At 60.8% G+C, this 16175-nt stretch carries 9 protein-coding genes and 1 tRNA gene; 8 read left to right on the forward strand and 2 right to left on the reverse strand.

Features of this window, described 5'->3' with window-relative positions; all coding sequences use genetic code 11:
* The first annotated feature begins 133 nt into the window (after positions 1-133).
* The 3 genes from Q0349_RS09525 to Q0349_RS09535 all read left to right on the forward strand — a co-directional run bounded on the left by Q0349_RS09525 (position 134) and on the right by Q0349_RS09535 (position 3665).
* The gene (locus Q0349_RS09525; RefSeq protein ID WP_298080654.1) at positions 134-931 is read left to right on the forward strand and encodes a hypothetical protein; all 798 of its coding nucleotides are present in this window, start codon (positions 134-136) and stop codon (positions 929-931) included.
* Positions 932-947: 16 nt separating this feature from the next.
* A complete protein-coding gene (gene thrC, locus Q0349_RS09530; RefSeq protein WP_298080656.1) occupies positions 948-2369 on the forward strand; it encodes a threonine synthase in 1422 nt (473 codons plus the stop codon).
* Between the two features lie 168 nt (positions 2370-2537).
* A complete protein-coding gene (locus tag Q0349_RS09535) occupies positions 2538-3665 on the forward strand; it encodes a Fic family protein (RefSeq protein ID WP_298080657.1) in 1128 nt (375 codons plus the stop codon).
* A gap of 446 nt (positions 3666-4111) precedes the next feature.
* Here the strand turns inward: Q0349_RS09535 and Q0349_RS09540 are convergent, their stop codons facing one another.
* Positions 4112-4735, reverse strand: a complete 624-nt coding sequence (locus Q0349_RS09540; RefSeq protein WP_298080658.1) for a DUF882 domain-containing protein — start codon at positions 4733-4735, stop codon at positions 4112-4114.
* Positions 4736-4848: 113 nt separating this feature from the next.
* Positions 4849-4925 (reverse strand) — tRNA-Met (locus tag Q0349_RS09545).
* 187 nt (positions 4926-5112) lie between these two features.
* On the opposite strand from Q0349_RS09545, the gene uvrD reads away from it, so the two are divergent.
* From uvrD to mutS, 5 genes are all read left to right on the forward strand, one after another.
* Positions 5113-7281, forward strand: a complete 2169-nt coding sequence (gene uvrD / locus Q0349_RS09550; protein ID WP_298080659.1) for a DNA helicase II — start codon at positions 5113-5115, stop codon at positions 7279-7281.
* Positions 7282-7284: 3 nt separating this feature from the next.
* Complete coding sequence (locus tag Q0349_RS09555) at positions 7285-12537, forward strand: RecQ family ATP-dependent DNA helicase (RefSeq protein ID WP_298080660.1); 5253 nt, start codon at positions 7285-7287, stop codon at positions 12535-12537.
* Positions 12534-13358 carry a DNA ligase gene (locus Q0349_RS09560; RefSeq protein ID WP_298080661.1) on the forward strand — a complete coding sequence of 275 codons (825 nt, stop codon included), beginning with the start codon at positions 12534-12536 and terminating at the stop codon, positions 13356-13358. Before Q0349_RS09555 ends, Q0349_RS09560 begins: the two co-directional genes overlap by 4 nt.
* Positions 13355-13813 carry a chorismate lyase gene (locus tag Q0349_RS09565; RefSeq protein WP_298080662.1) on the forward strand — a complete coding sequence of 153 codons (459 nt, stop codon included), beginning with the start codon at positions 13355-13357 and terminating at the stop codon, positions 13811-13813. The genes Q0349_RS09560 and Q0349_RS09565 overlap by 4 nt, the downstream gene beginning before the upstream one ends.
* A 51-nt stretch (positions 13814-13864) precedes the next feature.
* Positions 13865-16175, forward strand: a 2311-nt coding sequence (gene mutS, locus Q0349_RS09570) for a DNA mismatch repair protein MutS (protein ID WP_298080663.1), incomplete at its 3' end; no start/stop codon positions are given.

The raw sequence follows: 16175 nt of genomic DNA on the forward strand, positions 1-16175 counted from the left end.
GGGTGTGAAAAACCGCGTAGCGACCGCATCCAAAATGAATTGCAAACAGCGCCTAACCCAACCTCCCATAAATATACATACACCAACCCCGCTACCCATGTAAAACCCGCTCCTCAACCCACCCGCCCCAACCATGCAAAAAATCCTGCTCGCCCTCGCCCTGCTGTTGACCGCCTACGCCGTCATCGCCGAAACCACAAAACTCACCGCCGAAGCAGAAAAACGGCTTGCCTGTGGCGACTACCAGCCTCTAGCCAACGAACCCCGTCCTGAAGAAGATGAATGGATTCCGATCGGCACCATTCCCTCCCCCGCCGAATACCTGTCGCGACTCAACGAACTGTACATGAGCGGCACACTGCAAGCGCCGCAAAACTGGCAACGCACCGCGATGGAAACCGCAAGAGTGTTTAGCAATTACCTCGAAGAAAAAAGCGAAAACATCGAGCGCGATGGCAAGCCCTACCGCCATATCCACTACCTCGCGCACAACTGCACCAGATTGACCATCCGTGGCACCATTGGCTACCGCTTTGCCGACATTCATATCTACTACCCCGCAACCGGCGCCAACATTCGCCAGTTTGAAATCGCCATAGACCACCGCAAAAGCGAAGCCCCCGAATGGCTGAATTTGCCGCAACTACATAAAAACCTCAGCAAAAACCCCGCTTACACCCTTGAAGCCTGCGCCACCGCAGCAGATTGCCCGCCCGTCAGCACGCAGCAAACCGCCTGGTTACAAACCAACTGCCCCGCAGACCAATACGACAACCACGCCATGCGCATCCGCCACAAAACCAACCCGGCGCTTCAGCTCAACATACACCTCTGCAGCCAGCGGCTCAGTGCAGAAAAAAACCGCTACCACCAAGACGAAATGCCGCTACGCCTCGCCTACATCAGCGGCGCATACCCCGAATCCCCCTAAACCCACAAGGAACCCCATGCAATACCAATCCACCCGTGGCGCATCCCTCGGCCACTTCAGCGACATCCTCCTGCAAGGCCTCGCCCCGGACGGCGGCCTCGCCATGCCCGCGCACATCCCGGAAATCATCACCCCCGCCACCCTGCGCGAATGGAAAAACCACAGCTACGCCGACCTCGCCTTCGCGGTGATGCGCCACTACATTGACGACATCCCGGAAAACGACCTGCGCCGTATCCTGCACCGCAGCTACCACGAAACCGTCTTCCACAGCGAGGCCATCACCCCGCTGACCCGCCTCGGCACGAGCGACACCTACCTGCTCGAACTCTCCAACGGCCCCTCGCTCGCCTTCAAGGACATCGCCATGCAATTCCTCGGCAACGCGATGGAATACGTGCTGGAGCGCCGCGACCAGCGGCTGAACATCCTCGGCGCGACCAGCGGCGACACCGGCTCCGCCGCCGAATACGCGATGCGCGGCAAGGCGCGCATCAACGTCTTCATGCTCTCACCGCATGGCCGCATGAGTCCCTTCCAGCAAGCGCAAATGTACAGCCTGCAAGACGCCAACATCCACAACATCGCCATCGAAGGCGTCTTTGACGACTGCCAGGATTTGGTCAAAGCCGTCAATGCCGACGCCGCCTACAAGAGCCGCTACCACATCGGCGCGGTCAACTCCATCAACTGGGCGCGCGTGCTGGCGCAAAGCGTGTACTACATCAAGGCGTACCTCGCGCTCGACCTGCCGCAAGGCGCGCAGGTGGACTACACCGTACCCTCCGGCAACTTTGGCAACATCTACGCCGGCTACATCGCGAGAAGCATGGGCTTGCCGATAGCGCACCTCATCGTCGCCACCAACGAAAACGACGTCCTCTACCACACCCTGCACAGCGGCGAATACCGCGCCCGCCCGGCGGCAGACGTTGCCAAAACCAGCAGCCCGTCGATGGACATCGGCAAGGCGAGCAACTTTGAGCGCTACATCTACAGCATCAGCGGCGACGACAGCGCACAAACCGCCGCCCTCTGGCACACCCTCGAAGCAGGCGGCGGCATCAGCCTCGAATCCCTCGGCGAGAGCATCCGCGCCTCCGGCTTCGATGCCGGACGCAGCAGCCACGCCGACCGACTGGCAACAATCCGCGACGTGTACGAAAAATACGGCCGCCTGATTGACCCGCACACCGCCGACGGCGTCCACGTCGCCCGCGAGTGGCGCACCGCCCACCCAAGCGACCGCCCGATGATATGCCTGGAAACCGCATTGCCCGCCAAATTTGAAGAGACCGTGCGTGAGGCGACCGGCCTCGCTGCGCCGCGTCCGGAACGCTTCCGCGACATCGAAAGCGCGCCGCGCCGCGTCAAAATCCTGCCGAACGACGTCGCCGCGCTGAAAGACTGCATCGTGCAAAGCCTCACGCAGCGGTGAAAAGCCAAAAGAAAAGCCGGGGCATCCCGGCTTTTTCCCGGCCACAAAAGCGGCCAAAAAATCGGACATAAAAACGTAGCAAACACGCTTATCGCCATAAAAACAAAAGAGAAATAACGGCAAAAAAGTGGCCATTTTTGCGGCCATTTTTCCATTAAAATACGTTGCATGATTGACCAAGAAACCTTGCAACACAGCGTAGTATGCGAGCGCTTTTCACCATTCAAACTGCGCCTTGCACTCGACTGGCAGGCTGTCGAACTGCCGCTGCGCCTCGTCGAAGATGCCTGGCAGCGTTTTGCCTCCTCGCCCATAGCCGCGATTGCCAGCAGTCTGGAAAAAGAAGTTATTGCCAGCGGCATCTATGGCACGCACACCATTGAAGGCGGCGAATTGAGCGAAGAAGAAACCGCCAACACCTTGGCACAGCCACCGCGCAGCCCGGACGATAACCGCCGCGCCGTACTGAACCTGAAAACCGCCTACGAACACGCACAAACACACAGCAGCGCAGCAGACTGGCGGCTTACCCCCGCCTACATTCAGGACATCCACCGACAAATCACCACAGACATCCCGCACTCTTACAACACGCCCGGCCAGTATCGCAACAACAGCAAAGACATCGTGACCCAGGTCGGCAATCCGCCCTACAAACCGCCGCAATACCACGGCGACATCAGCCGCTGCATCGCCGCGCTTTGCGAGTGGCAGGAAACATTGCAGGCGGCAGGCGTCCCCGCGCTTATCCGCGCGCCGCTCGTCCACTACTACTACGAAATCATCCATCCCTTTTGGGACGGCAATGGCCGCGTTGGCCGCGTGCTTGAAGCGAGCATCCTTCTGCATGAAGGCATGAATTACGCGCCATTCGCGCAAGCACGCTACTACCTGCGCCATATCGACCGCTATTTTTCGTTGTTTAACCACACCCGCCTCGCCCACAAACGCAAAGAAGCGGATGCCAATACCGCCTTTGTTGTCTTCTTCTTGCAGGGGATGCGCGACACCATCCACCAACTGCACGACCGCATCAACGAAATGACCAAGGTGCTGCTTTACAGCTACCGCCTGAACGAAGCCAAACAAGACAAGCGGCTGAACGCACGCCAATATTCCATCGCCCGTCTCGTACTGGAACACGGTGGTCAATACACACGCAAGACGCTAACGGAAAGCCCCCATTATCAGGTGCTCTATAAAAAAGTCAGCGAACGCAGTGAGCGCCGCGACTGGCTTGGCCTTGCAGATTGGCTTGATATTGACGCCGACAAGCGGCTATATCCACGACTGTAAACACAAAAACACCCCATGACCTAAGAACCTGTTTAAAATCCCCCTCCCCTGCAGGGCGAAGCCCGTAGCGGGGGAGGGTCGGGGAGGGGGTGTAGGGATGTTGTTCATGAATCGAAATTCCGGTTTTTTCAATCGTTTGCTGCCCTCACCCCGGCCCTCTCTCGCTGCGCGAGCTGTTCCAGTCCCACAGGGAGAGGGGGCATATTGGCTGTTTTCCCGGTTTTCAGTTTCCTACACAAGCATACGGAAAAATGCGGTTCTCCAAGATTTTGAACAGGCTCTAAGGAATTCACCATGCAACCCGACAGCCACGACCATTACGGCAGCGTTAGCCGCTTTTTACACTGGGCATGGCGCTTGCTTTTGCGCTGATGTTTCTGATGGGGCTCGCCTGAAGCTGAACAAAAAAAGCGGGCATCTGCCCGCTTTTGCTTAATCTGATAATTTTAGTAGTACCAGGTACGGATTGGCCCGGAATCCACGTGAATGAAATTGGAGCCGCGATACAGACCGATGCCACCCGCGTTGAGGCGTTGTGCCATCGCGCGCAGTTGGCGCGAGGTGTAGCCCTGAATGGAGATGTCTGCGGCTTGCGCTTTCATGTGATAGCTCTGTTTGCCGACGTTTTTGGAGCGGCGCGCCAGCATGGAGTTGGTCGCCGGTGAGCGGTAGCCGCTATGCAGTTCGATGGTGGAGCTGTTGCCGACGTTGCTTTGCATATAGTGCAGGATGTTGAGCAGGTCGATATCAACGGTGACGATTTGGTTTTGGCGGAAGTCGCGGAAGAAGTTGCTGATTTCGTCCATGGCCGGCTGGATGTAACCGTATTCCGGTGTCCAGAACACCGCGCGGATGCTTTCACCGGTGTGCGGATTGAACATTTTGATCATGCGTTCGCGGCGGGTGGCAGCGCGCGCCCAGTCCACAGGCGCCAAAAGACCCGCAGTCACAATCGCAGCGGTTTTGATAAAGGTGCGACGGGAGTTGCGGGTGCAGCAGGGGCAATCAACGCCATGTTCAAAATCGGCAAATGTGACCGCCCGTTCGGATTCAGGTTTTTTGAAAAACATAAAATGTCCGTGGTTTCGTGTTTGAAGTGCGAAATATAACGGAATTGCAATCTTTATGCAATATTTCGCGACGCGAAATGCGGAAATCTTTGATGACGGAGAGAAAGGAAAAGTGGTGGCTACGCCCTGACTCGAACAGGGGACCCCATCATTATGAGTGATGTGCTCTAACCAACTGAGCTACGTAGCCACGGGGGATTTGAGGCGCGCGATTATGCCGACGCCATGTATTACTGTCAAGCAAATCGCGGAATAAATTTATGGCGCGCGCGAATTGTTGTGCTATTGCGACAAGCGGGTTGCAACATTACCACAGCGGCACGGCAAAATTACCGCCGCGTTATAATGCGCGCCTTTTTTATGAGCGGAGAACCATTGTGGATGTCAGCGAAATTCTTGCGGGATTAAACGAACGCCAACGCGAAGCCGTCACCCATCCGGCGCGCGCCTTGCGGGTGATTGCCGGGGCGGGCAGCGGCAAGACGCGCGTGCTGGTGCAGCGGATGCAATGGCTGATGGCGGTCGATGGCGTCTCGCCCTACGGCCTGCTCGCGCTGACCTTCACCAACAAGGCGGCGCGCGAAATGCGGCAACGGCTGGAAGCGGCGTTGCAGCGGCCAATGGGGCAATTGTGGATGGGTACCTTTCACGGCATCTGCCACCGCATCCTGCGCCGCCACGCGCCGCTGATGCAGTGGCCGGAGCAGTTCATCATCATGGACAGCGACGACCAGCTGCGGCTGGTGAAGCGGATGATGCGCGCGCGGCAGTGGGACGAAGCGGTGATGAAGCCGAAAAACATGGTCTGGCAAATCAATGCTTACAAAGAAGAAGGCCTGCGCGCCGAAGCCGTGCCGCCGACGCCGCATCCGGGCGAGCTTGCCGTGCGCGAGTTCTACCACGACTACGAAAAACTCTGCCGCCAGCAGGGCACGATGGACTTCGCTGAACTGCTCCTGCTCACCGTCGAACTCTTCACCCACCACCCCGACGTGCTGCAACACTACCAGCAGCGCTTCCACAGCGTGCTGGTGGACGAATTTCAGGACACCAACGCGCTGCAATACCGCCTGGTGCAGCAACTCTGCGCGGGCGGGGCGCAGCTGTTCGTTGTTGGTGACGATGACCAGTCCATCTACGGCTGGCGCGGCGCGCGCGTGGAAAATATCCTGCAACTCGAACGCGATTTCCCGGCGCTCGCCACCATCCGCCTCGAACAAAACTACCGCTCGACGCAAACCATCCTTGACGCCGCCAACGCCGTCATCGCGCAAAACCAGAACCGCCTCGGCAAAACCCTGTGGAGCGACGGCGCCCGCGGCGCGGCGGTGCGCATCTACCCCGCCATCAACGAAATGGACGAAGCGCGCTACGTATGCGAACACATCCAGCGCTGGCACGCGGACGGCGGCCGCTACAGCGAAAGCGCCATCCTCTACCGCTCCAACGCCCAATCGCGCGTCTTTGAAGAAATGCTGTTGCAACACCGCCTGCCCTACCGCGTCTATGGCGGCCTGCGCTTCTTTGAACGCGCCGAAATCAAGGACGCGCTCGCCTACCTGCGCCTCGCCCGCTACCGCGACGACGACGGCGCGGTGGAGCGCATCATCAACACCCCGCCGCGCGGCATCGGCCAAAAAACCCTGACCGACCTGCGCCAACTCGCGCAACAGGCGGGCGTGCCGCTGTGGCACGTCCTCACGGACGACGCGCAAATCGCGCGCCACTTCAGCGGCCGCGCGCGCAACGCCCTGCGCGAATTTACCCTGCTCATCGAACAAATCGCCGCCAAACTCGCCACCGAACCCTCGCTGAAAAAAGCGCTGGAAACCGTCGTCCACGACACGGGGCTCTACGCCGCCCTCGAAACAGAAGGCAGCGAACAGGCCGAAGCGCGGCGCGAAAACCTGGACGAACTCATCAACGCCGGCAGCTACATCGACCTCAGCACCGATCCGGCGAGCGACCGCATCATGGACTTCCTCGCCGATGCCGCCTTGGACGCGGGCGACGGCCAGGCCGAAGAAGGTAGCGACAGCATCCAGCTCATGACCCTGCACAGCGCCAAAGGCCTCGAATTTCCGAACGTCTATATCGTCGGCATGGAAGAAGGCCTGTTCCCGACGCAACGCGCTATCGAAAGCCCGGACAAACTCGAAGAAGAGCGGCGCCTCGCCTACGTCGGCATGACCCGTGCCGAACGCGAACTCACCCTCTGCTTCGCCGAACGCCGCCGCTTCCAGGGACAAGAAAACTACCCGCAACCCTCGCGCTTCATCCACGAAATCCCGGAAGAGCTCACCGAAGCTGTGCGGCCGATGGTCTATAACGGCATCAACAAAATGCGGCACAAAACCCCCGCCGTCAGCGCTAACAGCCCTGCCCTGCCCTACAACCTCGGCGACAGCGTCCGCCACCGCAAATTCGGCGAAGGCTGCGTGATGGCACTCGAAGGCAACGGCGAACACCTGCGCGCCCTCATCAACTTCCGCGACGCGGGCGAAAAATGGCTGGTACTGGCCTATGCCAAACTGGAAAAAATCTGAACCATGCACGACACGACGTCCCCCGCCATCCTCATCTTCGATCTCGAAACCGACCGCGACAGCGGCGCACTGCTGCAAATCGGCGCGCTGCGCAGCGACAACGGCGCGCGTTACGAAAGCCCCATCCTGCACGACGACACCGCCCGCACCGCCGCCATCGCCGCGCTGGAAGCCCTCGCCGCAGACGTGCAATACCTGATGGGGCACAACATCCTCGCGCACGACCTGCCCGTGTTGCACCAATACGCGCCCGCCTCGCCGCTGCATGACCTGCCCGTCATTGACACCCTGCGCCTCTCGCCGCTGGCATTCCCGCAAAACCCCTATCACCGCCTGCTCAAGGACTACAAAATCGTCCGCACGGGCAAAAACTCACCACTGGCAGACTGCGAAGCCTGCTGGAGGCTCTTTCACGACCAAAGCGCCGCCTTCAGCAAACTGCGACAAGAAGCCCCCGAAACCTTTGCCCTCTACCGCCAACTCTTCGGCGCCTTGCCGTACCACGAGAACGACACCCTGCAACTCGCCAAAGCGCACACCCTGCCGCCTGCCGACCTACCCGATGCCATTACCCGCCTGCTGCAAGACGAAGACGGCCTGCGCGTCTGCCAGATGCAGCTCACCGCCCTGCTCCAACAAACCCTGCCGGACAACAGCACCCACATCCCGCTTGCCTACACCCTCTCCTGGCTGAAAGTCTCCGGCGGCAACTCCGTCCTTGCGCCGTGGGTGCGGCAGCAATTTCCCGCGAGCGCCCAATACATTGACGCATTACGCAACCACGACTGCGGCGACCCCGCCTGCCACTACTGCCAAACCACCCACAACCCGCGCCACCAGCTCAAACGCTACTTTGGCTTCGACCGCTTCCGCGCCATCGAACACATCGAAGGCGGACAAGAAGCCATCGTCCGCGCGGGCATGGCGGGCGAAAACGTGCTGACCGTCCTCGCGACCGGCGGCGGCAAATCCATCTGCTTCCAGCTGCCCGCCCTCAACCGCTACCACCGCAACGGCGGCCTCACCATCGTCATCTGCCCGCTGCAATCGCTGATGATGGACCAGGTCAAAAACCTGCAGGATAACGGCATCAGCGGCGTCGATACCCTGAACGGTATGCGCAGCATCACCGAACGCGCCGACATCCTCGACCGTATCGCCCTGGGCGACATCGGCATCCTCTTCGTTGCCCCGGAACAATTCCGCAACACCAGCTTCCTCACCGCCATCAAACAGCGGCAAATCAACGGATTCGTCTTCGACGAAGCACACTGCCTCTCCAAATGGGGACACGACTTCCGCCCCGACTACCGCTACGCCGCCAAATACATCAAAGAACACCACAGCAGCAACCTGCCCGCCATCAGCTGCTTCACCGCCACCGCCAAACCGGACGTACTGGACGAAATCCGCACCCACTTCGCCGAGACCCTCGGCATCACCTTCCACGAATTTCTCGGCGGTCACGAACGCGACAACCTCGCCTACGAAGTCCTGCAAACCGCCCACGGCGAAAAAAAACACCGCATCCACGAATTGCTGCAACGCGAACTCGGCCACCAGGACGGCGGCGCCGTCGTCTTCGTCGCCCGCCGCAAAAGCGCCGAAACCATCAGCGAATACCTCAAACAACAAAACTGGGCGTGCGCGCACTACCACGCCGGACTGGGCGCCAACGAAAAAGCCGACATCCAGCAGCGCTTTATCGACGGCGAGCTGCGCGTCATCGTCGCCACCAACGCCTTTGGCATGGGCGTGGACAAAAAAGACGTGCGCGCGGTCATCCACGCCGAAATCCCCGGCTCACTCGAAAACTACCTGCAAGAGGCGGGACGCGCCGGACGCGACCAGCAGCACGCCCACTGCATCCTCCTCTACGACCCGCACGACATTGACACCCAGTTCACCCTCAACAAACACAACCAGCTGGAGCGGCGCGACCTGCAACACATCTGGAAAAAACTGCGCAACATGGACAACAGCCACCGCGACGGACACAACCTCATCGTCACCAGCGGCGAACTCCTGCGCGGCAGCAGCGGCTACATGAGCTTCGATGACGACGACCGCGCGGCGGACACCAAAACCAAAACCGCACTCGCCTGGCTGGAGCGCGCCGAACTGCTGGCGCGCAGCGAAAACCAGACCCGCATCTACCCCTCGCGCTCCGGCAAACTGACGCTGGAACAGGCACTCGCCAAAATCCGGCACGACAGCGGCCTGTCACAGCGCAAACAGGACCTCTACAGCACCGTCGCCGAAATCGTCTATCGCGCCGAAGACGACAAACCCCTTGGCACCGACGAACTCATCAAACAAACCGGCGCCACCTACACCGAAATCCACGGCATCCTCAAGGCGCTTGAAGCACTGGACATCCTCACCAACGACACCCGCATCACCGTCATCCTGCGCGTCGGCATCAGCGACCACGCCGGCGTGCGCCTCGAACGCCTGCTGCGGCGCGAACAGGCACTCTGGCAAAAACTGCAAGAACTCGTCCCGGACGCCGCCCTCGGCGAATGGCAACGGCTGCCGCTGTCGCCACTATGCCAACAACTCAAAGACACCCTGGACGGCGATGACCACGAACACAACAAAACCGGGAAAACCGACGCCCCCGTCCCGGCCGACCTGAAAAAACTGCTGTTCAGCCTCGCTGCGGACAAAGACGCCATCAACCACTCCGGCGGCAGCCTCGACCTGCGCGACATGGGCAACGACCTGCTACAACTGCGCTTCAAAAACCCGAAAGACGACTGGGACGACCTCATCACCCGCAGCGAACTGCGGCGCACCCTCTGCACCCACATCGTGCCATACCTGATCCAGAAAGCCGGGAAAGTGCGCAGCAAAGACGCCCTGGCCGAAACCAGCTACGGCGAACTCCTCGAACAATTCAACAAAAACCAAAACACCGCCGCCATCCCTGCCGAAAAACGCGAAGCACTACTCAACCAGGCATTACTCTACCTGCACAAACAGGACGTCATCCGCTTGAACCACGGCATGACCATCCTGCGCCACGCGATGACCATCCACCTCAACGAAACCAACCTGCACAAGGATTACCTCAAAAACGACTTTACCCAACTGGCGCGCTACTACATCAGCAAACGCCTGCAAATCCACGCCATGCGCGAATACGCGGTCAAAGCACTCGAAAAAATCACCCTCGGCCTCGAACTCGTCAAAGACTACTTCCACGACAAAGAAAGCGACTTCTACAACAAATGGTTCAAAGGGCGGGAAGCCGAACTCAAAGAAGACATCTCCCCCGCCACCCTGAAAAAAATCACCGGCGCGCTCAACCCCGTCCAGCACGCCATCGTCACCGACAAAAGCGACCACAACCACCTCATCCTCGCCGGCCCCGGCTCCGGCAAAACCCGTGTCATCGTCCACCGCGTCGCCTGGCTGGTGCGGGCGCGGCACAGCGATCCGGCGGGCATCATCGTCCTCGCCTACAACCGCCACGCCGCGCGCGAAATCAAAAAAAGACTGTACGACCTCATCGGCGGCATCGCCGCCGCCATCACCGTCCTCACCTACGACGGCATGGCGATGCGCCTGCTCGGCGTCCGCATCACCGGCAAAGAAGAAATCGCCAAAGACCAATTCCTGGCGTGGTGCGAAGAAGCCGCCGCCATGCTCAACCACAGCAGCGACAACGACGCCGACATCGACGACGCGCGCGACAAACTCCTTGCCGGCTTCCGCTACATCCTCGTGGACGAATACCAGGACATCAGCGAACCGCACTACAACCTGGTCAGCGCCCTCGCCGGGCGCAGCCGCCAGGACGACAACGACAAACTCACCCTGCTTGCCGTTGGCGACGACGACCAAAACATCTACAGCTGGAACGGCAGCAGCAGCAACACCTGGATTGAGCGCTTCTGCAACGACTATCACGTCGCCCACCCCGACTACCTCACCCAAAACTACCGCAGCAGCGCGCACATCATCGCCGCCGCCAACGCCGTCATCGCCACCCTCCCCGACCGCCTGAAACAAAACCAGCCCATCACCATCAACGACGAACGCCGGGACGACCCGCCCGGCGGCGACTGGAGCGAAAAAGACCCGGCTCGGCAAGGCAAAGTGCGCATCATCCGCCTGCCCGATGGCAGCAACCATAACCGGCAAACACAAGCCATCTGGGCAGAAATCCAGCGCCTGCGGGAAAAAGACCCTGCCATCGAATGGAAGAATATTGCCATACTGGTACGAAACAATGACCAGCTAAAAACCTTGCAGACATTATGCGAGAACCAAAAAATCCCCTATTCCGTCAGTTGCTACAAAAACAGCCAAACCGCCCTGCACAAACTGCGACAAATCGTACGGCTGAAAGAAGCCATTATCGCCTGCAAAGAACCACTTGCCGCACGGGACATCAAAACACTGCTGGAACAACAACAAACAGATTCCCGCTGGCGCGAATACCTCAATACCCTGTTTCAGGATTTCTGCGATGAACACGGCGAATACCTGAGCCATGACACAACAGAAGATAACAGCCCGGCACAGTACCAACCCGATTACCTGAAAAAATGGCTGGATGACTACCTGATCGAGCTCAAAAAACTGCGCAGCAGCGGCATATACCTCGGCACCATCCATTCCGCCAAAGGCCTTGAATTCAAACACGTCTTCCTGCCGGACAGCGGCTGGACAAACAACGCGGAAGAATGCCGCCTCTACTACGTCGGCATGACCCGCGCCATCGAAACCCTGACACTCATTCAAAGCGACCCAAAACACCCCTTTATTGCCGCCTTGCCCGAAGAAAATACAGACAAAACCGAACAACACTTTGCCGAAGACATAACCCTGCACACCGAATACAGAACCCTGCTTTGGGGAGAAATGGACCTCGGCTTTGCCGCAGCGGACGAACACATAAAAAAAGACAGCCCGGACACGCCACAACTTCAAAACATCCACGAAAAACTGCGGGCAATAGCCAGCCTTGACGTGGGAACACCATTACAGGTCCGCCGCCGATACGACATCTGGGAATTTCTCCATGACGGCATAGTCGTGGCGCGAACCTCAAAAGGCACAAAAGAAACCATGCCACAAGGCAACTTTCAGGCAGTCGTGGCAGAACTGGTTGTCCGCTACAAAACCGAAGAAGGCGAACAATATCGCTACCGCTATCCTGAAGAAATCGAAAAATGGACCGTCGTCGTGCCGCAACTCATCATCCCCGGTACCCCGCAACACCCCCGCCACCAACCCACCACATGAAAACCGCCGCCCTCCCCCTCCTCCTCGCGCTCCTGCTCCACCCTGCCCTCGCCGCACCCGACCTCATCCTTGCCGAAAACTGGCAGGGGCAGGACGTCCGCGGCTGGGCAATGAGCGAAAAACTCGACGGCGTGCGCGCTTACTGGGACGGCCAGCAACTCCTCAGCCGTGCCGGCTACCCCTTCCGCCCGCCCGCCGGATTCCTCGCCGACTACCCGCCGTGGCCGCTGGACGGCGAACTCTATCGCGGCCGCGGCCAGTTTGAAGCCACCTCCGCCGCCGTGCGCGCCGCAGATGGCGACTGGCGCGGCATCAACCTGCACGTCTTCGACGTCCCGCAAGCCACGGGCGACCTCTACCAGCGCCTCGCCACCCTTGAAAACTGGCTGCACGAACACCCGCAGGCGCGCATCCGCGTGGTCGCGCAAACCCCGGTGAAAAACCGCGAACACATCACCAACACGCTGAAAACCATCGAACAACAGGGCGGCGAAGGACTGATGCTGCGCGAGCCGAACCAGCCCTACCACAGCGGCCGCAGCCCGTACCTGCTCAAAGTCAAAAGCGCGCCGGACGCCGAATGCACCGTCGTCGCCCACCACCCCGGCAAAGGCAAGCACGCGGGCCGCCTCGGCGCCATCACCTGCGAAAACGAACATGGCCGCTTCCGCATCGGCTCCGGCTTTACCGACACCGAACGCGCCCACCCGCCCGCCATCGGCAGCACCATCACCTACCGCTACCGCGGCTTCACCCGCAAAGGCACGCCACGCTTCGCCACCTACCTGCGCCCGCGCAACGACACCCCGCCCGCGCCATGAACCCCGCCACCTGCCACGCCATCCTCGCCGCCCCCGACTGGCGCCCCGAAAGCACCCTGCCACCGCTCGCCGTACGCGACTGGCTGCTGCACCGTGGCTCACTCACCACCCGCCTGCGCCAGCACGGCAGCCTCACCGTCCACATCGAAAAAGAAGACTGGAACGACGACGACCCGCCCGCTTGGCAGCGCGACGTCTGGCTTGCCATTAACCGCAGCCGCTGGCTATATGCCGAAACCCGCATCCCGCGCGACAGCCACGCCGCCCGCCCGCTACAAACCGCAGGCGCGCGTCCCATCGGCGACTGGCTTTACACACAACACCCGCAGCGCGTGAGCCTGCACTGGCGGCACGACCCGGCGACAGGCCTTTACGTACGCAAAACCACGCTGCTCATTAACAGCGAACCGCTGCACATCGCCGAACTCTTCCTCGCCGCCTTTCCCTGGCCGTGAGCCCGCCAAATCCGCTACACTTCCCGCCCTACCCCATCGCCCCGACACACCATGGAACACGCCGCACACACGCCGATGATGCAACAATACCTCGGCATCAAAAAAGACTACCCGGACACCCTCGTCTTCTACCGCATGGGCGACTTCTACGAACTCTTCTTTGACGACGCGCGGCGTGGCGGCGAACTGCTCGGCATCAGCGTCACCACGCGCGGCCAAAGCGCGGGCAAACCCATCCCGATGGCGGGCGTGCCGGTGCATGCCATTGACAACTACATCGCCAAACTCGTCAAACAAGGCCAGACCGCCGTCATCTGCGAACAAATCGGCGACCCGGCGCTGGCCAAAGGGCCGGTCGAGCGCGCCGTCACCCGCATCATCACCCCCGGCACGCTGACCGACGAAGCCTTGCTCGATGAAGCCAGCGACAACATCCTCCTCTGCCTCGCACCCAGCGGCGAACATTACCACCTCGCCTGGGCGGACATCAGCAGTGCGCGCTACCACTTGAGCGAAACCCTGACGCTGGACGCGCTCAAAAGCGAAATCGAGCGCCTGCGCCCGGCGGAAATCCTCATCCCGGACAGCGCCCGCCTGCCCGACCTCGGCACAGGCAAACGCCCGCGCCACCAGCCCGACTGGTACTTCGACGCCGACAGCGCCCTGAACCTCCTCCTGCAGCACTACCAGACCAAAACCCTGAACGGCTACGGTATCGCCGACGACGACCCCGCCATCCGCCCCGCCGGCTGTCTGCTGCAATACCTCTACGACACCCACAAACAAACCCTGCCGCCGCTCGCGCCACCGCAGCGCGAAAACTGCGACGACAGCCTGACCATCGACGCCGCCAGCCGCCGCAACCTCGAACTCGAATACACCCTCGGCGGCGACGCCAAACGCAGCCTCATCGGCAGCATCAACTACTGCCAAACCCCGGCAGGCAGCCGCAACCTCAAACGCTGGATCAACCGCCCCCTGCGCGACCACACCGCGATCGCCGCCCGACACGACGCCGTCGCCGCCCTGCTTGCCAGCTGCGAACGCGACGCCCTGCGCGAATCACTGCGCCACAGCGCCGACATCGAGCGCATCACCACCCGCATCGCCCTCGGCAGCGCCCGCCCGCGCGAACTGGCGCAACTGCGCGACACCCTCAACCGCTGCCCGGACATCGCCGCGCTGCTTGCTCCCGCCGCGCAAACCTCCGCCCTGCTCGCCGCGCACCACCCGGCGCTCTTGGCGCTTGCCCCCGTCGCCGAACACCTGACGCGCGCACTCGTCGAAAGCCCGCCACTCACCACCAAAGACGGCGGCATCATCGCCCCCGGCTACGACGCCGAACTCGACCGCCTCAACCAGCTCGCACACGACAGCCACAGCATCCTCGCCGAGCTGGAGACCGCCGAAAAACACAAAAGCGGCCTCAACAACCTCAAAATGGGCTACAACAACATCCACGGCTACTACATCGAAATCCCGCGCAGCCAAAGCGACCTCGCCCCGCTGCACTGGATACGCCGCCAAACCCTGAAAAACAGCGAACGCTACATCACCGACGAACTCAAAACCCTCGAAGACCAAGTACTGAACGCGCGCGACCAAGCTTTGGCGCTGGAAAAACAACACTACGACGCCCTCCTTGCCGCGCTTGACCAGCACCGCGACGCCCTCTACCGCTGCGCCCGCGCACTCGCAGAGACCGACACCCTCGCCGCTTACGCCCATCTCGCCGACAAACACAACTACCAGCGCCCGACCCTGCACGCAGAACCCCTGCTGCATATCGAACAAGGCCGTCACCCCGTGGTCGAACAACACCTGGACGAGCCCTTCATCGCCAACGACCTTGAACTCAACAAACGCCGCCAACTGCACATCATCACCGGCCCCAACATGGGCGGCAAAAGCACCTACATGCGCCAGGCGGCGCTCATCCTCATCCTCGCCTGCGCGGGCAGCTACGTCCCGGCAAAAAGCGCGCGCATCGGCGACCTGCGCCGCATCTACACCCGCATCGGCGCGAGCGACGACCTCGCTGGCGGCCGTTCCACCTTCATGGTCGAAATGACCGAAACCGCGAACATCCTCAATAACGCCGACGCGCACAGCCTGGTCATCATGGACGAAGTCGGGCGCGGCACCGGCACCTACGACGGCCTGTCGCTCGCCTGGGCGGCCGCCGAACGCCTCGCCAGCCAAAACCACGCACTGACGCTCTTCGCCACCCACTACTTCGAGCTGACCGAACTGGCGGAGACCCACAAAAACATCAAAAACGTTCATCTCGCGGCGGTGGAGCACCACGACAACATCATCTTCATGCACCACGTCGAAGAGGGATCTGCGAGCAAAAGCTACG

The sequence above is a fragment of the uncultured Cardiobacterium sp. genome (assembly GCF_938028185.1).
Taxonomy (GTDB): Bacteria; Pseudomonadota; Gammaproteobacteria; order Cardiobacteriales; family Cardiobacteriaceae; genus Cardiobacterium.

Excerpts from the sequence above, each read along its gene's own strand:
- Q0349_RS09525 (WP_298080654.1), top strand. The coding sequence starts at position 134 with ATGCAAAAAATCCTGCTCGCCCTCGCCCTGCTGTTGACCGCCTACGCC.
- thrC (WP_298080656.1), top strand. The coding sequence starts at position 948 with ATGCAATACCAATCCACCCGTGGCGCATCCCTCGGCCACTTCAGCGAC.
- Q0349_RS09535 (WP_298080657.1), top strand. The coding sequence starts at position 2,538 with ATGATTGACCAAGAAACCTTGCAACACAGCGTAGTATGCGAGCGCTTT.
- Q0349_RS09540 (WP_298080658.1), bottom strand. The coding sequence starts at position 4,735 with ATGTTTTTCAAAAAACCTGAATCCGAACGGGCGGTCACATTTGCCGAT.
- Q0349_RS09555 (WP_298080660.1), top strand. The coding sequence starts at position 7,285 with ATGCACGACACGACGTCCCCCGCCATCCTCATCTTCGATCTCGAAACC.
- Q0349_RS09560 (WP_298080661.1), top strand. The coding sequence starts at position 12,534 with ATGAAAACCGCCGCCCTCCCCCTCCTCCTCGCGCTCCTGCTCCACCCT.
- Q0349_RS09565 (WP_298080662.1), top strand. The coding sequence starts at position 13,355 with ATGAACCCCGCCACCTGCCACGCCATCCTCGCCGCCCCCGACTGGCGC.